Annotated in this window: 22 protein-coding genes and 1 pseudogene; 13 read left to right on the forward strand and 10 right to left on the reverse strand. The window is 54.2% G+C overall.

Annotated elements, in window-relative coordinates; translation table 11 throughout:
• Window positions 1-149: 149 nt before the first annotated feature.
• The 3 genes from C1N69_RS09425 to ycgZ are packed head-to-tail and all read right to left on the reverse strand — an operon-like array spanning window position 150 to window position 1022.
• A complete protein-coding gene (locus tag C1N69_RS09425) occupies window positions 150-428 on the reverse strand; it encodes a biofilm development regulator YmgB/AriR family protein (RefSeq protein WP_023327185.1) in 279 nt (92 codons plus the stop codon).
• Between the two features lie 29 nt (window positions 429-457).
• Window positions 458-778: a hypothetical protein gene (locus tag C1N69_RS09430; RefSeq protein WP_047958359.1), complete on the reverse strand. Its 321-nt coding sequence runs from the start codon at window positions 776-778 to the stop codon at window positions 458-460.
• 4 nt (window positions 779-782) lie between these two features.
• The gene (gene ycgZ / locus C1N69_RS09435) at window positions 783-1022 is read right to left on the reverse strand and encodes a regulatory protein YcgZ (RefSeq protein ID WP_024909397.1); all 240 of its coding nucleotides are present in this window, start codon (window positions 1020-1022) and stop codon (window positions 783-785) included.
• 337 nt (window positions 1023-1359) lie between these two features.
• Between ycgZ and C1N69_RS09440 the strand changes: the two genes are divergently transcribed.
• Both C1N69_RS09440 and C1N69_RS09445 read left to right on the forward strand, forming a co-directional pair.
• Window positions 1360-2580 (forward strand): diguanylate phosphodiesterase, encoded by a 1221-nt coding sequence (locus C1N69_RS09440; protein ID WP_155031054.1) that lies wholly within the window; start codon window positions 1360-1362, stop codon window positions 2578-2580.
• Between the two features lie 188 nt (window positions 2581-2768).
• Window positions 2769-3500: a MerR family transcriptional regulator gene (locus C1N69_RS09445; RefSeq protein ID WP_045284949.1), complete on the forward strand. Its 732-nt coding sequence runs from the start codon at window positions 2769-2771 to the stop codon at window positions 3498-3500.
• A 59-nt stretch (window positions 3501-3559) separates the two neighbouring features.
• Here C1N69_RS09445 and C1N69_RS22915 read toward each other — a convergent pair.
• Window positions 3560-3694, reverse strand: a pseudogene (locus tag C1N69_RS22915) (type VI secretion system tube protein Hcp); the annotation flags it as partial.
• A gap of 82 nt (window positions 3695-3776) precedes the next feature.
• Here C1N69_RS22915 and C1N69_RS09455 point away from each other — a divergent pair.
• Both C1N69_RS09455 and C1N69_RS09460 read left to right on the forward strand, forming a co-directional pair.
• Window positions 3777-4145, forward strand: a complete 369-nt coding sequence (locus C1N69_RS09455; RefSeq protein ID WP_059385789.1) for a hypothetical protein — start codon at window positions 3777-3779, stop codon at window positions 4143-4145.
• On the forward strand, window positions 4145-4651 hold the full coding sequence (locus C1N69_RS09460) for a YqhG/Tai3 family protein (protein WP_155031055.1): 507 nt from the start codon (window positions 4145-4147) through the stop codon (window positions 4649-4651). Before C1N69_RS09455 ends, C1N69_RS09460 begins: the two co-directional genes overlap by 1 nt.
• Window positions 4652-4723: 72 nt before the next feature.
• On the opposite strand, the gene C1N69_RS09465 is transcribed toward C1N69_RS09460, so the two are convergent.
• Window positions 4724-5017 (reverse strand): hypothetical protein, encoded by a 294-nt coding sequence (locus tag C1N69_RS09465; protein ID WP_155031056.1) that lies wholly within the window; start codon window positions 5015-5017, stop codon window positions 4724-4726.
• A gap of 184 nt (window positions 5018-5201) precedes the next feature.
• Here C1N69_RS09465 and sufA point away from each other — a divergent pair, with 184 nt between their 5' ends.
• The 7 genes from sufA to ldtE all read left to right on the forward strand — a co-directional run bounded on the left by sufA (window position 5202) and on the right by ldtE (window position 11830).
• On the forward strand, window positions 5202-5570 hold the full coding sequence (gene sufA / locus C1N69_RS09470; RefSeq protein ID WP_025757299.1) for a Fe-S cluster assembly scaffold SufA: 369 nt from the start codon (window positions 5202-5204) through the stop codon (window positions 5568-5570).
• Between the two features lie 8 nt (window positions 5571-5578).
• Window positions 5579-7069, forward strand: coding sequence for a Fe-S cluster assembly protein SufB (gene sufB, locus C1N69_RS09475; RefSeq protein WP_025757298.1), 1491 nt, complete (start codon window positions 5579-5581; stop codon window positions 7067-7069).
• A 9-nt stretch (window positions 7070-7078) separates the two neighbouring features.
• Window positions 7079-7825, forward strand: a complete 747-nt coding sequence (gene sufC, locus C1N69_RS09480) for a Fe-S cluster assembly ATPase SufC (RefSeq protein WP_025757297.1) — start codon at window positions 7079-7081, stop codon at window positions 7823-7825.
• Complete coding sequence (gene sufD, locus C1N69_RS09485) at window positions 7800-9071, forward strand: Fe-S cluster assembly protein SufD (RefSeq protein ID WP_059385790.1); 1272 nt, start codon at window positions 7800-7802, stop codon at window positions 9069-9071. The genes sufC and sufD overlap by 26 nt, the downstream gene beginning before the upstream one ends.
• The gene (gene sufS, locus C1N69_RS09490) at window positions 9068-10288 is read left to right on the forward strand and encodes a cysteine desulfurase SufS (protein WP_095451458.1); all 1221 of its coding nucleotides are present in this window, start codon (window positions 9068-9070) and stop codon (window positions 10286-10288) included. The genes sufD and sufS overlap by 4 nt, the downstream gene beginning before the upstream one ends.
• Before the next feature lie 14 nt (window positions 10289-10302).
• A complete protein-coding gene (sufE, locus tag C1N69_RS09495; protein ID WP_025757294.1) occupies window positions 10303-10719 on the forward strand; it encodes a cysteine desulfuration protein SufE in 417 nt (138 codons plus the stop codon).
• Window positions 10720-10816: 97 nt separating this feature from the next.
• Window positions 10817-11830 (forward strand): L,D-transpeptidase LdtE, encoded by a 1014-nt coding sequence (gene ldtE, locus C1N69_RS09500; RefSeq protein WP_047958367.1) that lies wholly within the window; start codon window positions 10817-10819, stop codon window positions 11828-11830.
• A gap of 60 nt (window positions 11831-11890) precedes the next feature.
• On the opposite strand, the gene lpp is transcribed toward ldtE, so the two are convergent.
• The 5 genes from lpp to C1N69_RS09520 all read right to left on the reverse strand — a co-directional run bounded on the left by lpp (window position 11891) and on the right by C1N69_RS09520 (window position 16754).
• Window positions 11891-12127: a murein lipoprotein Lpp gene (gene lpp / locus C1N69_RS09505; protein WP_001082307.1), complete on the reverse strand. Its 237-nt coding sequence runs from the start codon at window positions 12125-12127 to the stop codon at window positions 11891-11893.
• Between the two features lie 309 nt (window positions 12128-12436).
• Window positions 12437-13849 (reverse strand): pyruvate kinase PykF, encoded by a 1413-nt coding sequence (gene pykF, locus C1N69_RS09510; RefSeq protein WP_045284943.1) that lies wholly within the window; start codon window positions 13847-13849, stop codon window positions 12437-12439.
• Window positions 13850-13856: 7 nt separating this feature from the next.
• Complete coding sequence (ynhH, locus tag C1N69_RS23140) at window positions 13857-14153, reverse strand: protein YnhH (protein ID WP_420796107.1); 297 nt, start codon at window positions 14151-14153, stop codon at window positions 13857-13859.
• A 73-nt stretch (window positions 14154-14226) separates the two neighbouring features.
• The gene (locus C1N69_RS09515) at window positions 14227-15372 is read right to left on the reverse strand and encodes a trans-sulfuration enzyme family protein (RefSeq protein WP_155031915.1); all 1146 of its coding nucleotides are present in this window, start codon (window positions 15370-15372) and stop codon (window positions 14227-14229) included.
• A gap of 11 nt (window positions 15373-15383) precedes the next feature.
• Complete coding sequence (locus C1N69_RS09520) at window positions 15384-16754, reverse strand: pyridoxal-phosphate dependent enzyme (RefSeq protein ID WP_155031057.1); 1371 nt, start codon at window positions 16752-16754, stop codon at window positions 15384-15386.
• Window positions 16755-17154: 400 nt separating this feature from the next.
• Between C1N69_RS09520 and C1N69_RS09525 the strand changes: the two genes are divergently transcribed.
• Window positions 17155-18177: a methionine ABC transporter ATP-binding protein gene (locus C1N69_RS09525; RefSeq protein WP_155031058.1), complete on the forward strand. Its 1023-nt coding sequence runs from the start codon at window positions 17155-17157 to the stop codon at window positions 18175-18177.
• Window positions 18170-18838 carry a methionine ABC transporter permease gene (locus tag C1N69_RS09530; protein WP_047958370.1) on the forward strand — a complete coding sequence of 223 codons (669 nt, stop codon included), beginning with the start codon at window positions 18170-18172 and terminating at the stop codon, window positions 18836-18838. The genes C1N69_RS09525 and C1N69_RS09530 overlap by 8 nt, the downstream gene beginning before the upstream one ends.
• Window positions 18839-18852: the final 14 nt, after the last annotated feature.

Genomic DNA, 18852 nt, shown 5'->3' on the forward strand with positions numbered 1-18852 from the left:
ACAACCCAGTCCCGTACGTGGCGTTAAGCAGGAAGCGTGCCAGATTGGTTTTGCTGGTATTACAGGGTGTTATGCGGGGCGTTACGTGTCATCGTCAGGCTGTTCGTCAGTTTTGACGATGACACGTCGGGGGCGTGGCAAGCAGTAATTCAGAGATCGTCCATCGTGTAACCCACCACGATTTCCAGCGTTTTACGAATGACGTCCGCCTGAACCACGTCGTTGGTGGCTTCCAGCGTCTGAATAAGCCATAAGATGATCGCTTTATTAGACAGGTGACCCTCGGAGGCCAGAACACAGCGTACTGCAGTAGAAAAAATAGCGGACTCTTCAGCAAAACGATCGCCTGCGTGACGGAAATATTCCGCCAGCGCACTGTCTAAAAAAGCAGAGTGGTATTCGGGTTGAAGCTGAATATTTTGTCTCATTTGTTCTCACCGTAGCTGTTAAATTGCAGTCAATGTATTTTTTTGGGGTCGGACGGTTTTCCACTTCCAAATAACGGCACTACATTGTCTCTTTTATCGTTGAGAGGTCCCTCTCTGTTCGTTCGTCCTTGTGCGGTTCTGCGACGTGTAAAGGCGAGATTATTTGTGCCGATGTCGGCAATCACCTTCGCAAGTGTCTCCCGCCGCCGGGGATCCTTTTCACAGGCTTTCATCGTCCGCAGACGCTGTAGCAATCCTTCGGTTGTCACAGGCCCCCGCTCTTTCAACAGAGAGAGAACGGCTTCACCGATAAGCTTGTCGATCAGACTGTCTGCGTCACTGCTGTTCATAACCTTACCGTTCGAAGAGCAGACCAAGCAGCATGTGGTAATGCTCTTCCTCTTCCGGCCCATCCGCTTTCTCGAGTCGGCTGAGCAGTTTGGTACAGAGCGATTTGCGATTGAGGTTTCGCCCGTCGCTGAGAATTTCTACTACCACCTGACCCAGCGTCTCCTGTTGGGTCGGAAGGGCGGCCTTTTCGAAGTACTGTGCGATCGCTGCTGCGGAATCTGTGGCGTAACCTTTCTGCTGCATGTTTCGCTCCTGTAAAATTTTGTAATCACTAACGTTACATTTAAGGTATACATAATTTCAAAATCTGTACACTTAAAATGTACAAATTTTTAATGTTTTTATGATATATTTAATAAATTGCTTTATTATCATATAGTTATTATGGTGTCGCGAAGCGGTAACGTTACAGGATATATTGTACAAAAAGTTCTGGCGCTGGTAAGTTGTACAGCAGAGAAAAAAATCACATTAACTGCTGTAAATGATTGAGATGTAAATTATTTGTAGGGCAATTAATGTGCTATAAATGAAAATTACCCACGTCTTTCGTGGCCAAAACCCTAACCCCAGGAATAGCATGCTCACAACCATCATTTACCGCAGTCATATCTGCGAGGACGTTCCAGTGAAAGCGCTGGAAGCCATGGTCGCTGCTGCAAATCGTAAAAACCGGCAATCCAATGTCACGGGGATCCTGCTGTTTAACGGCACACATTTTTTTCAACTGCTTGAAGGGCCGGTGGAGCAGGTAACTTCCATCTATGAGCAGATCTGTAACGACCCGCGTCACCATAACGTAGTGGAGTTAATGCGCGATCACGGTCCAGTCCGGCGTTTTGGTAACGTGGGCATGGAGCTGTTTGATTTACGCCAGTTCGACAGGGATGAGGTGCTGCAGCAGGTGCTCAACAGGGGAACGACCCGTTACCAGCTGACGTACAACGACCGCCCTCTGCAGTTTTTCCGTACCTTTATCGAAGCGACTGAAAAATCGAACTACTTTGAACTGCCGCCTGCGGATTCATGGGATTTTGTCACCGAAGAAACACCTTTGTCCGCGCAACCTGAAGTGGTCGCGAAAGGGGCGGATTGCAGCTTCGCCTTCCAGCCGATAGTCGATCCGTTTATGCAGCAGGTCGTTTCCTGGGAGGCGCTTCTCCGCACCCCGGACGGCGGCGCACCTGGGGTCTATTTCGCCAACCGGCCTCGTGACGAAGTGTATGCCTCGGATTTGCAAAGCAAACAGGTCGCGCTTTCCATGGCCAGCGCGCTGGGGTTACAGGGCCAGACGTTATCCCTCAACCTGCTGCCCATGACGCTGGTTAACATTCCCAACGCCGTGGATTTCCTGCTTACCGCGATTGAAGCCAACGGGTTTGTGCCCGAGCAAATTGTGGTGGAGTTTACCGAAAGCGAAGCCATTTCCCGCTTTGATGAGTTTACGGATGCGGTCAGGCAGTTAAAAAGCGCGGGGATCAGCGTGACGATCGATCACTTTGGTGCTGGTTTTGCCGGGCTGCAGCTGCTGGCTCAGTTCCAGCCGGACAGAATTAAGATTAATCGCGATCTGGTTGCGAACGTGCACAAAAGTGGCCCCCGACAGGCCATTATTCAGGCGATCATTAAATGCTGTGCCTCGCTTGAGATTCAGTTCTGCGCGGTAGGCGTAGAGAAGGCAGAAGAGTGGATGTGGCTGGAGTCTGCGGGCATTTCCCAGTTCCAGGGGCACCTTTTTGCCAGCCCCCGGCATGGCGGGATACCGGCGATTGCGTGGCCGGAGAAGAGATTCGAAATCTGATAGGGTTGTACACATTTCGACGGACTTAACTGTACGACAGGCACGTTTTATACAACAATGTATTAACAGGTGAAGGGCAACGTCGCCCGTTCACCTGAGCAAAATGTGGCCTTAATTATACAAATGGTTTGTACAATCTGATAAGGTTGGTGTAGTTAGGTATGGAAGTTCTGAGCGTGAGGGAGTTAATGGCCTATTACAGTATCGGCGAAGTGGCCGAACGATGCGGTATCAACCCCGTTACGCTGCGTGCCTGGCAGCGCCGTTATGGATTGTTGAAGCCGCAGCGCAGCGAAGGGGGTCATCGTCAGTTTGACGATGAAGATATCCTGCGTATTGAAGAGATCAAACGCCTGATGAAAAGCGGCGTTTCGGTCGGCAAAGTCAAAGCCTTGCTGGAAAACAAGGAAGTGTTGACGCAGGGCAACTGGCTCGCCTTCCAGGAAGAGATGATGACCGTACTGCGTTACGCCAGCCCGGCAAAACTGCGCGCCAAAGTCGGTGAGTTTCGTCGCGATCACCCGATGGATGCGCTGATTGACAATATTATCTCTCCCGTCCGCCAGCGGATGAACCAGGATCAAAACACGGTGCGCCACATGGCGAGCCTGTTTGATGGTGTACTGATTGAATTCGCGATTGCAAGCCTGGCGGAGTCCCGCAAGAAAGCCGGTAAAGACGCGCTCCTGATTGGCTGGGAATGCGATGATCGCACCCATTTGTGGCTTGAAGCCGCGCGCTTATCGCAGAAGGGCTGGCACATTGACGTTCTGGCGGAACCGATTGATTCACCGCGTCCTGAACTGTTTCCCGGGCAAAAAATCTTCGTCTGGACGGGTAAATCCCCAACCCCTCGCCAGCAGGAGCAGCTCGATCACTGGCGTGAGCAGGGATTTGCGGTTTCATTTCATCAGTCATAGTCAGAGGCCTTAAGGGCCTTTTTCTGAATAAACCTCATTACCCCCCCGAACCGTATAAGTCAACTTGTACGACGCTCATTCCATGCATCTGAAAACTGAATATTACCATCAAGAATTCTCCAGGTGATTTTTTCATATTGAATGCTGACACTTTCAATGTGATTCATTGTATCGTTCCCCGCCAGCTTAAAATTCTAGAAAACAGCACTTTTAATCCCACGTAGAATAAATGGTTAATATAATAATTCTATTCTTACTTACTTAAAGGAACTAAGAATGAGTTGGAATAAAGAAGCTGCAGTTTCGTATCTCCGTTCACACGCTCTGGGGCGATCTCATAGTGAATGTGCTAAGTATACCCGCCTGGCTATCCTGGCTGGCGGTGTTAAGGTACCGAACACAGATTATGCAAAAGATTATGGGGCGGAATTATTACGTGCTGGGTTCAGTGAGCTGCCGCCCGGTTCAACTTTAATTTCGGGCGATGTGGCTGTAATACAGCCGTACCCCGGTGGAAATGGCATAGGTCACATGACTATGTATGACGGTAAGCAGTGGATTTCGGACTTTGTACAAAAAAGCATGTATCCGGGTCCAGGGTACCGAAAAATGCAACCCCCCTTTAAAATTTACAGGATGCATTGATGAAAAGGATATTTCTATCATTCGTTATGTTGCTGATGGGATGTAGTTCGGCTGCCAGTGATGATCAGGATGCGAAAGACGCTACTGAGTCATTTTATAAATCCTATCTTTCCGCATTCGGTAGTGATGATGCCAGGCCTTATCCTGCCGATGAACTGCGTAAATATGTTTCTGCTGATACGATTGCCCGGATTGATGCCATTCAGGAAATCTATGAACAAGAGTTAATAGAGTCTGACTATTTTACGTATACCCAGGATTATTCTCGCGAATGGATACCTGCGTTACGGGTGGAAAACGCAAGGCCATTTTTAAACGGTGAAGTAGTGCAGGTCATTGAGGGAGCTGGTGGAGGGAAAACCATACACCTTGAAGTATTTCTGCGTCGTGAAGATGATGCATGGAAAATCTACCGCGTTCGTGACATAACGAATAATCATGAGCACCCAATATTTAATGCCGGAGCATTAACCCAGGCGAAAGCTGCAGCAGAAAGTGGGCTTTAAGCTGTAACACTCTTTCAGCCTCGGTGCATGCCTGGGCTTATTTCTGGTGGTATGGGCACTGCAATTGACTCGTCACCCAAAGATTTCAGCAATATCCTCCATGCAGTGCCCATGCCATTCAACCCGCGCATCGGCGGTTTTTTTATACCTTCTATTCAAGCTTCCCGTGCCGCTGTAAGCCCTGAGGAATATGGAATTTCTGAGCAACAGGCATTTTTCCCGGATACGCGAGATCGAGAAGATGAATAGCGTTACGAGAAAATTGCCTGTTTTCACGGAAGTCAGAAAAGCTATCTCAAAAATAGGCATTTCCGATGCATATTTTACTTTTCTCCTCTCTGTCATCACCGCTGCAACAAAATGCATTATTAATCAATGCATTGAACAATTAAATCCATCCTGCCTGCATCCTGCCACAGGGTCTATGCTTAATAAAAGTAGGCAAAAAGGGCGGTTTAGCCGAATGCCCCTGCTGACAGAGGGTTGAAGTGATAATCGTTATCACTAACATGGTGTTATGCCCTGATGGCTTATCAGATGAGGTGGACCTATGGAACTGCATTCAGAAACCTTTAATCCTGCCGATTTTAGCTGGCGCGGTTTAACGCTGACGCCCGCGGCGGCGGCACATATTCACGAGCTGGTGGCGAAAAAGCCCGAGATCCTCGGTGTGCGTCTTGGGGTCAAACAGACCGGTTGCGCAGGCTTCGGTTACGTTCTCGACACCGTCACCGAGCCCGAGAAAGATGACCTGGTGTTTGAGACGGACGGTGCAAAATTATTCGTCGCACTGCAGGCCATGCCGTTTATCGACGGTACCGAAGTGGACTACGTCCGCGAAGGCTTAAACCAGTTATTCAAATTCCATAACCCGAAAGCCCAGAACGAATGCGGCTGCGGCGAAAGCTTTGGGGTATAGGCGGTACTATGTCTCGTAATACTGAAGCAACGAGTGAAGTAAAGACCTGGAGCGGTGGACACCTCAACTATAAAGAGGGGTTCTTCACCCAGCTGCAGACGGATGAACTGGCGAAAGGCATTAACGAAGATGTCGTTCGGGCGATCTCGGCAAAACGTAACGAGCCCGAGTGGATGCTGGAATTTCGCCTGAGCGCTTACCGCGCCTGGCTGGAGATGGAAGAGCCGCACTGGCTGAAAGCCCATTATGACAAGCTGAACTATCAGGACTACAGCTACTACTCTGCACCCTCCTGCGGCAGCTGTGATGACACCTGCGCCTCGCAGCCCGGCGCGGTGCAGCAAACCGGTGCGGAAAACAGCTTCCTCAGCAAAGAGGTGGAAGAAGCCTTTAACCAGCTGGGCGTGCCGGTTCGCGAGGGCAAAGAGGTGGCGGTGGACGCTATCTTTGACTCCGTCTCGGTGGCCACCACCTACCGCGACAAGCTGGCCGAGCAGGGGATAATCTTTTGCTCCTTCGGCGAAGCGATTCACGATCATCCGGAACTGGTGAAAAAGTACATCGGGACCGTGGTCCCCTCTAACGACAACTTCTTCGCGGCGCTCAATGCGGCGGTGGCCTCTGACGGCACCTTTATTTACGTGCCGAAAGGGGTACGTTGCCCGATGGAGCTCTCGACCTATTTCCGAATCAATGCGGAAAAAACCGGTCAGTTTGAACGCACGATTCTGGTGGCTGACGAGGGTAGCTACGTCAGTTACATCGAAGGGTGCTCCGCCCCGGTCCGCGACAGCTATCAGCTGCATGCGGCGGTGGTAGAAGTCATCATCCATAAAGATGCCGAGGTGAAATACTCCACGGTGCAAAACTGGTTCCCGGGCGACGGCAATACCGGCGGTATTCTGAACTTCGTCACCAAGCGCGCGCTGTGCGAAGGTGAAAACAGCAAGATGTCGTGGACCCAGTCGGAAACCGGGTCTGCCATCACCTGGAAGTACCCGAGCTGCATCCTGCGCGGCGATAACTCCATCGGTGAGTTTTACTCGGTGGCGCTCACCAGCGGGCATCAGCAGGCCGATACCGGCACCAAGATGATTCACATTGGTAAAAACACCAAATCGACCATTATCTCGAAAGGTATCTCCGCCGGGCACAGCCAGAACAGCTATCGCGGGCTGGTGAAGATCATGCCAACGGCGACCAATGCGCGAAACTTTACCCAGTGTGACTCAATGCTGATTGGCGCAGACTGCGGCGCGCACACCTTCCCGTACGTCGAGTGTCGCAATAACACCGCCCAGCTGGAGCATGAGGCGACGACGTCACGCATTGGCGAAGATCAGCTCTTCTACTGCCTGCAGCGCGGGATCAGCGAAGAGGATGCCATCTCGATGATCGTCAACGGCTTCTGTAAGGACGTGTTCTCAGAACTGCCGCTGGAATTTGCCGTTGAAGCCCAGAAACTCCTCGCCATTAGTCTTGAACACAGCGTCGGTTAAGGAAAGCACATGTTAAGCATTAAAGATTTACAGGTTAGCGTGGAAGACAAAACCATCCTGCGTGGCCTCAATTTTGACGTCAAACCGGGTGAAGTTCACGCCATTATGGGGCCGAACGGCTCCGGGAAAAGTACGCTTTCGGCGACGCTGGCCGGGCGTGAAGATTACGAAGTCACCCGCGGCTCGGTCGAATTTAACGGCAAAGATCTGCTGGAGATGTCACCGGAGGATCGTGCGGGAGAGGGCATCTTTATGGCCTTCCAGTATCCGGTTGAGATCCCGGGCGTCAGCAACCAGTTCTTCCTGCAGACGGCACTGAACGCGGTGCGTAAATATCGTGGCCAGGAGGCTCTGGATCGCTTCGACTTCCAGGATCTGATGGAAGAGAAGATCAAGCTGCTCAAAATGCCGGAAGATTTATTGACCCGCTCAGTCAACGTCGGCTTCTCGGGCGGCGAGAAAAAGCGTAACGATATTCTGCAGATGGCGGTTCTGGAGCCCGAGCTGTGCATTCTCGATGAGACCGACTCCGGTCTGGATATCGACGCCCTGAAGATTGTCGCCGATGGCGTTAACGCGCTGCGCGACGGCAAGCGTTCGTTCATTATTGTCACCCACTACCAGCGCATTCTGGATTACATCAAGCCGGATTACGTCCACGTGCTTTATCAGGGGCGTATTGTGAAATCCGGTGATTTCACGCTGGTTAAACAACTGGAGGAGCAGGGGTATGGCTGGCTTACCGAACAGCAGTAATGCGCTCCAGCAGTGGCACCGGCTGTTTGAAGCCCAGGGGGGGACACGTTCTGAGCAGGCGCAGCAGCATCTGCAGCAGATGCTGCGCCTCGGCCTGCCGACGCGTAAGCATGAGAACTGGAAATACACCCCGCTTGATGGCCTGTTGAACGGCGAATTTGTTTCGCGGCTGGCGGACATCAGCCCGGCCCAGCGTGATGCGCTGGCACTGAACGTTGATGCCCTGCGGCTGGTGTTTGTTGACGGGCAGTTCCGTCCTGAGCTGAGCGACAGCGCTGAAGAGAGCGGTTATACGATTACCCTCGATGATGAACGCCAGAGCCTGGCGGCTCCCGTGCAGCCGGAGGTGTTTCTGCATCTTACCGAGAGCCTGGCGCAGAGCGTGACGCATATCCACGTTAAGCGTAACCAGCGCCCGGCAAAACCGCTTTTACTGCTGCATATCACCCAGGGGCTCGACGGTGACGAAATCAATACCGCGCACTATCGCCATCATCTTGAACTGGCGGAGGGGGCCGATGCCACGGTAATCGAACATTACGTCAGCCTTAACGAGGTCAGGCACTTTACCGGATCGCGTCTGACGATGAATGTCGCCGCTAATGCACGACTTCACCACATCAAACTGGCGTTTGAGAATGGGCAGAGTCACCACTTTGCCCATAACGATATTGTGCTGGCTCAGGATGCCGCAGCTTTCAGCCACAGCTTCCTGCTCGGCGGGGCGGTGCTGCGCCACAACACCAGCACCCAGCTCAACGGTGAAAACACCACGCTGCGCATCAACAGCCTGGCGATGCCGGTTAAATCAGAAGTGTGCGATACGCGCACCTGGCTTGAGCACAACAAGGGCTACTGCAACAGCCGCCAGCTGCACAAAACCATCGTCAGTGACAAAGGGCGCGCGGTGTTTAACGGCCTGATTAACGTGGCGCAGCACGCCATTAAAACCGACGGGCAGATGACCAATAACAACCTGCTCCTGGGCCGCCTGGCGGAGGTGGACACCAAACCGCAGCTGGAGATCTATGCCGACGACGTGAAATGCAGCCATGGCGCCACGGTCGGAAGGATCGATGACGAGCAGATGTTCTACCTGCGTTCCCGCGGTATTGACCAGCAGGCGGCGCAGAAGATGATTATCTATGCGTTTGCCGCCGAACTGACGGAAGCGCTGCACGATGGTCAGTTAAAACAGCAGGTGCTGGACCGTATTGGCCTGCGTCTGCCTGGAGGCGAAGCATGAGTTTTCCCGTTGAGAAAGTCCGGGCCGATTTCCCGGTTTTGACCCGTGAAGTCAACGGGCTGCCGCTGGCCTATCTGGACAGCGCGGCCAGCGCGCAGAAGCCGAATCAGGTGGTGGATGCGGAGGCGGAGTTCTATCGCCACGGTTACGCCGCCGTGCATCGGGGGATCCATACCCTGAGCGCGGAAGCTACCCAGCGCATGGAGAACGTGCGCACGCAGGTGGCCGCCTTTCTCAATGCCCGCTCGCCCGAAGAGCTGGTGTTTGTGCGCGGCACAACCGAGGGGATTAACCTTGTCGCCAACAGCTGGGGCAACGCCCAGGTACGCGCAGGGGATAACATCATCATTACCCAGATGGAGCACCACGCGAATATCGTGCCGTGGCAGATGCTCTGCGAGCGCGTTGGGGCGCAGCTGCGGGTGATCCCGCTCAATGTTGACGGGACGCTGCAGCTTGAGTTGCTTGACGGCCTGCTGGATGACCGCACGCGGCTGGTGGCGGTCACCCAGGTTTCCAACGTGCTGGGGACCGAAAACCCGGTCGCAGAGATCGTCGAGAAGGCCCATCTGGCGGGGGCGAAAGTGCTGATTGACGGCGCTCAGGCGGTGATGCACCACGCGGTTGACGTCCAGGCGCTGGACTGCGATTTCTACGTGTTCTCCGGCCACAAGCTCTACGGTCCGACCGGGATTGGCGTGCTGTATGTGAAAGAAGACATCCTGCAGGCGATGCCGCCGTGGGAAGGGGGCGGGTCAATGATCGCCACCGTTAGCCTGACGGAAGGCACCACCTACGCCCGTGCGCCGTGGCGTTTTGAGGCGGGCACGCCCAACACCGGGGGCATTATTGGGCTGGGAGCGGCGGTTTCTTACGTCTCGGCGATCGGCCTTGAGGCCATTCAGGAATATGAACAACTGCTGATGCACTATGCGCTTGCGGAACTTGCCAGCGTACCGGATCTGACCCTTTACGGCCCGCCTGACCGGCAGGGGGTGATCGCGTTCAATCTCGGGAAACATCATGCCTATGACGTGGGCAGTTTCCTCGATAATTACGGCGTAGCGGTCCGTACCGGGCACCATTGCGCCATGCCGCTGATGGCGTTTTACCAGGTCCCGGCAATGTGTCGCGCATCGCTGGTGATGTACAACACAACGGAAGAGGTCGACAGGCTGGTGGCGGGGCTAAAACGCATCCATCAGCTGCTGGGCTAACAAAGAGGCGAAAGATGGCAGATCTGCCGGACAAAGATAAATTACTGCGTAACTTCTCGCGTTGCGCAAACTGGGAAGAGAAGTATCTCTACATCATTGAGCTGGGACAGCGTTTACCGCCGCTCAGCGAAGAGGCGCATTGCCCGGAGAACAGTATTCAGGGCTGTCAGAGCCAGGTGTGGATTGTGATGGCGCAGTCGGATGACGGCACTATCGAACTGCGCGGCGACAGCGATGCTGCCATTGTTAAAGGGCTTATTGCGGTCGTTTTCATTCTTTATCACCAGATGTCGGCTCAGGATATTGTCGCGTTCGATGTCCGTCCGTGGTTTGAAAAAATGGCCCTGACCCAACACCTCACCCCGTCCCGTGCTCAGGGACTGGAAGCGATGATTCGCGCCATCCGCGCCAAAGCTGCAATCCTTAGCTAGACTTACAGAACAGCATTCATTCTGTTTCGCGAGGTGGTTCCCGCCTCGCTGGTTTTTCAGCTTTCTGGCATCCTGCCAGTGAATAAGGAATCTCAGCATGAAGCGCGCGTCTCTCATAACTCTATTACTTATCAGTTCGCTCGGTGCCCTTCATTCGGCCCGCGCGATGGACTATCCATTGCCGCCCGCAGGCAGTCGTCTGATTGGGCAAAATCAAACCTACACGATACAGGAAGGGGATAATAAGCTGCAGACCATCGCCCGCCGGTTTAATACGGCGGCGCAGGTGCTGCTGGAAACGAACAATACTATTGCGCCGGTCAACCCTGCGCCGGGCACCGTCATCACCATTCCGTCGCAGATGCTGCTGCCGGACACGCCGCGCGAGGGGATTGTGGTGAACCTTGCCGAGCTTCGCCTGTATTACTTCCCGCCGGGGGAAAATATTGTTCAGGTCTTCCCGCTTGGTATCGGGCAGCTGGGGCTGGAAACCCCGGTCACCACTACGCGGGTGAGTCAGAAAATCCCTAACCCCACCTGGACGCCCACGCCGGGGATCAGAGCCCGCTCGCTGGAGCAGGGCATTAAATTGCCTCCTGTGGTCCCTGCCGGACCAAATAACCCCCTGGGGCGCTACGCACTGCGTTTAGGCGTGGGTAATGGGGAATATCTCATTCACGGCACCAGCGCGCCGGACAGCGTCGGCCTGCGGGTCAGTTCCGGCTGTATGCGGATGAATGCTCCGGACATTAAAGCCCTGTTCGAACAGGTGCGGGTGGGCACGCGGGTACAGATTATCAATGAACCCGTGAAGTTCTCCGTTGAGCCAGATGGTAAACGCTATATTGAAGTTCACCGTCCGCTGGCGCAGGTGGAGGGGGAAAACCCGCAGGTCTCGCCAATTAGCCATTCCGCCGACTTTGCGACCTTTGTGTCTCAGGCGGGAAGTGATAAAGCGCTTATTGATAAAGCCCTGTCACGTCGTGCCGGGATCCCGGTTGTGGTCTCCGCCGGTAACGGCCCGTCTGCCAGTAATAGTGTGTTGTCGGTGCAGAACAGTCGGGTGTCTGCTGCGGTTGCGGAAGATGAAGGGGAGAAGGTGACGCAGTAGTGGTTTGACGCAGGCAAAAAAAATGGCGCACAATGTGCGCCATTTTATTAACAGGTACTATTACTTACGGTATTTAGTAGCCTGGTTGTCCAGACGCTGGTTAGCGCGAGCTGCGTCGTCTTTAGCAGCCTGAACGTCGGAACGCATTGCGTTCACGTCGTTGCTCAGCTGGTCAACTTTAGCGTTCAGAGTCTGAACGTCAGAAGACAGCTGATCGATTTTAGCGTTGCTGGAGCAACCAGCCAGCAGAGTAGAACCCAGGATTACCGCGCCCAGTACCAGTTTAGTACGATTCATTATTAATACCCTCTAGATTGAGTTAATCTCCATGTAGCGTTACAAGTATTACACAAACTTTTTTGGGTTGAGAATATTTTTTTGATGGGAATACACCTATTTTTGATCGTTCGCTCAAAGAAGCACCGAATCAGCCCTTTTCGGGCAAAAATCTAAGGAAAAAAAGGCATTTATCATCGGATTCATCTTAGATAATTCGCAATTAAATAGAAAAACCCGATTTGCAATTTGAATGAGTTTGGCTAATGCCGGGAATAAAAAAAGCGCCCAATGGGCGCTTTTTATCCAAATTAATTCGTTCGGGAATTATTACAGCACGTGAACAGATGCGGTATTGGTGGTTCCGCTTGGTACCAGGGCACCAGAAACCATTACCACAACGTCGCCTTTCTGAGCCAGACCGCTTTCCAGAGCCAGTGCTTTACCCTGAATGTAGAAATCGTCGGTAGAGGCGATCTCTTTAACCAGGTGCGCAACTACGCCTTTGCTCAGCACCAGTTGACGAGCGGTGGTTTCGTTGGTGGTCAGGGCCAGGATGGTCGCATCCGGGAAGTATTTACGCACGGCGCGCGCAGATTTACCACCCTGGGTCGCGACCACGATCAGTGGCGCTTCCAGTTTCTCAGCAGTTTCTACCGCACCGCGGCATACTGCTTCGGTGATACGCAGCTTGCGGCTGTCGTTGTTAAAGTCCAGACGGCTGGTCATCACGCGGTCAGTACGTTCGCAGATGGTCGCCATGATGCCGACCGCTTCCAGCGGGTATTTCCCTTTCGCGGATTCACCGGACAGCATCACCGCATCGGTACCGTCGAGGATGGCGTTTGCCACGTCGCCTGCTTCAGCGCGGGTTGGGCGTGGGTTTTTGATCATGGAGTCCAGCATCTGCGTTGCGGTGATAACCACTTTACGCGCGCGAACACACTTCTCGATCATCATCTTCTGCGCGAAGATCACTTCTTCAACCGGGATTTCAACGCCCAGGTCGCCACGTGCAACCATGATGCCGTCAGACGCTTCGAGGATTTCGTCGAAGTTGTTCAGGCCTTCCTGGTTTTCAATTTTGGAGATGATCTGGATCTTCTCGCCGCCGTGCGCTTTCAGGTGCTCACGGATTTCAACCACGTCAGAACGTTTACGGATGAAGGAGGCGGCAACGAAGTCAACGCCTTGCTCGCAGCCGAAGATCAGGTCCTGCTTGTCTTTTTCAGCCAGCGCTGGCAGCGCGATGGAGACGCCTGGCAGGTTAACGCCTTTGTTCTCACCCAGGTCGCCGTTGTTCAGCACTTTACAGATAACTTTGTTGCCTTCGATAGCGGTGACTTCCATCCCGATCAGACCATCGTCGACCAGTACGGTGTTACCGACGGACAGGTCGCTGGTGAAGCCTTCATAGGTCACTGCAACGATTTCGCTGTTACCGACCACAGACTTGTCAGTGGTGAAGGTGAAGGTCTGGCCCGCTTTCAGAGAGACGTCATTACCGCCTTCCAGTTTGATGGTACGGATTTCAGGACCTTTGGTATCCAGCAGGATGGCGGCTTTTTTACCGGTCTTGCTCATCACGTTGCGCAAGTTCTGGATGCGCTGGCCGTGCTCAGCGTAATCACCGTGGGAGAAGTTCAGACGCATCACGTTCATGCCGGCATCCAGCATTTTGCTCAGCATCTCTTCAGATTCGGTTTTCGGGCCGATAGTACAAACAATTTTCGTCTTTTTCATGACAGTCTTAGTCTTTAAGTTGGGAAGGATATGGAAATCTCGCTCCGGGGGCGCACCGCCGCGGAGTCAAACCTGTGTTGCAAAAGAGTATATGACACGCACTAAGGATAGGAGACATCAAATGAGCGTGCAGAAGAAAGTGTGCCTGAGTGACAGCCCAACGAAGGAGAGGAGAAGTTGTACGTTGTTTTTTGTATTCCAAGCGCTGAAACCATTCACCAGGGGCCAGGCGCGCATTATACGCTGATTTTAAGATAAAAGGAAAATGGAAGCGGTGTTTCAGAAATAATCTGTGCAGTTTCACATAATATTGTTATCAAGGCGTTAAGCCATGATGACAACTTATGGCGGCAGGTGATTGACCTGCCGCAATTTGCTTATTTTTGCAGCGCCTGAATGAGATCGGCAATCAGGTCTTTCGGATCTTCAATCCCCACCGACAGGCGGATCAGCTGCGGCACAATGCCGTTTGCCAGCCGTTGCTCAAGAGGAATTGAAGCGTGGGTCATGCTGTAAGGCTGGCTCACCAGACTCTCCACGCCGCCGAGGCTTTCCGCGAGGGTGAACAACTTCAGGTTGCGGATAACCTCCGTTGCGCGTTGCGCATCGCCTTTTACCACCACTGAAATCATCCCACCCGGCAGGGCCATTTGTGTGCGGGCGAGGCGATACTGCGGGTGGGACTCCAGCCCTGGATAGAACACTTTTTCCACCAGAGGATGTTGCTCCAGCCATTGCGCAATCGCCAGCGCGTTAGTGCTGTGCTTTTCCACCCTCAGCGCAAGCGTGCGAATACCGCGCAGCGTCAGGAAACTGCTGAACGGATCCAGAACACCACCCACCGCGTTCTGCAGATAGCCGAGCTTGTCCGCCAGCGCCGGGTTATCACCCACTACCGCCAGCCCGGCAACGACGTCGGAGTGGCCATTAAGGTATTTGGTGGCGGAGTGCACCACGATATCGAAGCCCGACTGAAGAGGGCGATGGATCACCGGCGACGCGAAGGTGTTGTCCGCCACGCTGATGACGTTATGACGACGAGCAATCGCCGCGATGGCCGCCAGGTCCGCCAGCTTCAGCAGCGGGTTGGTTGGGGTCTCAACCCAGACCATCCGCGTCTCCGGGCGAATGGCGGCCTCAAGCCCGGCCAGGTCGTCCGGTTTAACCCAACTGACCTGCAGACCGGTGCTGCGTTTGCGCACATTTTCGATCAGACGATACGTCCCGCCGTAAACGTCATCGATGGCAACGATATGGCTGTCTTTATCCAGCAGTTCGAGCACCGTGGAGATCGCCGCGAGGCCGGAGGCAAACGCGTAGCCGCGCGTGCCGCCTTCCAGTTCGGCGATGGCGGTCTCCAGCGCATGGCGGGTAGGGTTGCCGCTGCGCGAATATTCATAGCCGGTATGTTCCCCGGGAGCGGGTTGCGCAAACGTCGAGGTGGCGTAAATCGGCGGCATCACCGCCCCGTGCTGGTCGTTGAACTCGCCGCTGTGTACGCTCAGGGTTGCCAGGTTCTTCATCATCTCTTCCTTTATTGCTGTAGACGGTTGCGCCATGCGGTCAGCACGTCGCTGCGCGTAATCAGACCGAGAAAACGGTCGTTGTCATTAATCACGGCCACCAGACCGCGGTCGAAGATGGCGTGCAGGGCGCTCTCCGGGGCGTGTTTATCCAGGAATTCCACCTGACGCGTCATGGCCGCCGTCACCGGTAGCGCGAAGCGATCGCCGTCGCCGCCGATATGCCGCAGCAGATCCCATTCGTCGATAATGCCCACCACCTTGCCATTCTCCAGCACCGGCAGCTGGGAGATGTCATACAGACGCATGCGCGCCAGGACAGTGGAGAGCGTGTCATCCGGGGCGGCGGTGACGGTGGCGCCTTCATCGTGGCGCAGGGCGATGTAGTCGGAGAGATCGCCGGCCTGGGGGCGGGTAAGCAGCCCCTGCTGGCGCATCCAGTCGTCGTTGAACATCTTCGAGAGATATTTATTGCCGCTGTCGCAGGCGAAGGTCACCACGCGTTTCGGCGTGGTCTGCGCCTGGCAATACTTCAGCGCGGCCGCCAGCAGCGTGCCGCTGGAGGAGCCCGCCAGAATGCCTTCTGTTTTCAGCAACTCGCGCGCGGTGGCGAACGCTTCGCGGTCGGTGATGCGCCAGGCGCGATTCACGCCTTCAATGTGGGCCAGCGGAGGAATAAAGTCTTCACCGATCCCCTCAACCAGCCATGAGCCTGCATCGTGGTAACGTCCGGTTTCGACCTGATCGGCCAGAACGGAGCCGGCCGGATCTGCCAGAACAAACTCCGTGTGCGAAGAGTGTTCGGCGAACCACGCCTGCAGGCCGCCCAGGGTACCGCCTGAACCGACCCCGACTACGATGGCGTCGATGTTACCGTCAAGCTGCTCATACAGTTCCGGCGCCGTGGTGGTGCGGTGTGCCAGCGGGTTGGCGGTGTTATTGAACTGGTCGATGTAAAACGCACCGGGCAGCTCACTGGCCAGACGCTGGGCGTAATCCTGGTAATAGGCCGGATGGCCCTTATTGACGTCAGAGCGGGTCAGCACCACCTGGGCACCCAGCGCGCGCAGGTGGAAAATCTTCTCGCGACTCATTTTGTCCGGCACCACCAGGATCAGCGAGTAGCCCTTCTGGGCGGCGATCAGCGCCAGGCCCAGTCCGGTATTCCCGGCCGTGGCCTCAATAATCGTGCCGCCCGGCTGCAGCTTACCGGTGCGCTCCGCTTCGTTGATCATCGACAGCGCCACGCGGTCTTTAATGGAGCCGCCCGGGTTCTGGTTTTCGAGCTTCAGAAACAGCGAGCAGGGACCGGTATCGAGCTTGTGCAGCTGGATGAGCGGGGTACGTCCAATCAGTTCGGTGACGGAGTGGTAAATCGTCATGATATTTTCCTTTCTGGAGGTCATGACGGGATGATAGGGCGGCGAAATTTTCGCAAGAAAGAACCATTCACTGCCTTTTAGAACAGAAAGGAATATATATGACGTTTTTGGATGTCAGGACAGCAAGACGTAAAGTTGTCTGGATGTGAGGATGGCTATACTGGCATAAAATGCTGCAAAAATGAGCGTTTTTGCCGGGTGTCAGCCAGCAGATATGCATCAGGCAGATAATCATTGCTGAAATTGGTCTAAATGCTCCCCTGCCTGTAAATCCGCTATTTATTCCCCAAAGTTATAACACATTCTTTTTTGTTCATTTAAAAGCTGATAACGCCTGTTTACTATCGTTTGGACATCCATACTGCTAAACCGCTACGAGCGGCACGGATAATAAATAAGAATGATAGTTCTCAGCAATATTTCGAAGGTTTTTGACAACGGAAAGGTGGCGCTCACGGCCGTTGATAATGTCAATTTGACGATAGCACAGGGACAGATATACGGGATTATCGGTTACAGCGGGGCAGGTAAAAGCACGCTTATTCGCCTGCTGAATGGTCTGGAAAAACCGAGCAGCGGCAGTGTAACCATTAACGGGCAGAACATTTCTGCCGCAAAAGGTGAAGCACTGCGCCAGGCGCGTCTGAAGATCAGCATGGTGTTTCAGCACTTCAACCTGCTGTGGTCACGTACGGTCAGCGAGAATATTGCGTTCTCGATGCAAATTGCCGGCGTACCGAAAGCTGATATCAAGGCTCGCGTGGCCGAGCTTATTGAGCTCGTTGGTCTGAAAGGTCGCGAGCATGCCTATCCGTCACAGTTGAGCGGTGGGCAAAAGCAGCGCGTGGGCATTGCGCGTGCGCTGGCTAATCGCCCGGATGTGCTGCTCTGCGATGAAGCCACGTCCGCACTCGACCCGCAAACCACCGATCAGATCCTCGATCTGCTGCTGGATATCAACCGTCGCTTCCAGCTGACCATTGTGCTGATCACCCACGAGATGCATGTGGTACGCAAAATCTGCGACCGCGTGGCGGTGATGGAGAACGGTAAAGTGGTGGAAGAGGGGGATGTGCTGAGCGTCTTTACCCATCCGCAGCAGCCGATTACGCAGCAGTTTGTCCGTCAGGTGAGCCAGTACGCTGAGGAAGAAACCTTTAATGCCGAACTGGCAAACGAGCTGGAAGGGACGGTCATCAGGCTGACCTTTACCGGGCACAGCACGCATAAACCGATCGTCGGTGAACTGACCCTGCGCTACGGCCTGCCGTTTAACATCCTGCACGGCAAAATGACGCAAACCGCCCATGGCGTGTTTGGTCAGCTCTGGGTGCACGTGGTGGCATCTGATGAACAACTGAACAATATCCTCGCCGACCTGCAGCACAGCGATATTGAAGGTGAGGTAATTAAACATGGCTGAGAATCTCTTTCCGCATCTTAAGTGGGATCAACTCTGGGCGGCGACGCTGGAGACGCTGTACATGACGGCGCTTTCCGGCGTGGCGACCTTCGTTCTGGGCATCGTCCTCGGTCTGGCGCTGTTTTTAACCGCGCGCGGCGGGTTGTTCCACAACCGCACGGTCTACAGCGTCATTTCCATTGTGGTGAACGTGTTCCGCTCGATTCCGTTCATCATTCTGATTGTGCTGCTGATCCCGTTCACCAAGACCGTTGTGGGCACCATTCTTGGCGCCAACGCGGCGCTGCCGGCGCTGATTGTGGGCGCGGCACCCTTCTACGCACGCCTGGTGGAGATCGCCCTGCGTGAGGTGGATAAAGGCGTCATCGAAGCCACACGCTCGATGGGCGCTCGACTGAGCACGTTAGTGTTTCGGGTTTTACTGCCGGAATCATCACCTGCACTGGTATCGGGTATTACGGTAACGCTCATTGCGCTGGTGAGTTACAGCGCCATGGCGGGGGTGATTGGCGCCGGCGGGTTGGGAAATCTGGCTTATCTGGAAGGATTCCAGCGCAACCATGGTGACGTCACGCTGGTGGCAACGGTGACCATTCTGATCATCGTTTTCATTATCCAGTTCTGCGGCGACGCCATTACTTCTCTGTTAGATAAACGCTAATAAATACACACAGG

Origin of the sequence: Enterobacter sichuanensis, from assembly GCF_009036245.1 — a bacterium.
Taxonomy (GTDB): Bacteria; Pseudomonadota; Gammaproteobacteria; order Enterobacterales; family Enterobacteriaceae; genus Enterobacter; species Enterobacter sichuanensis.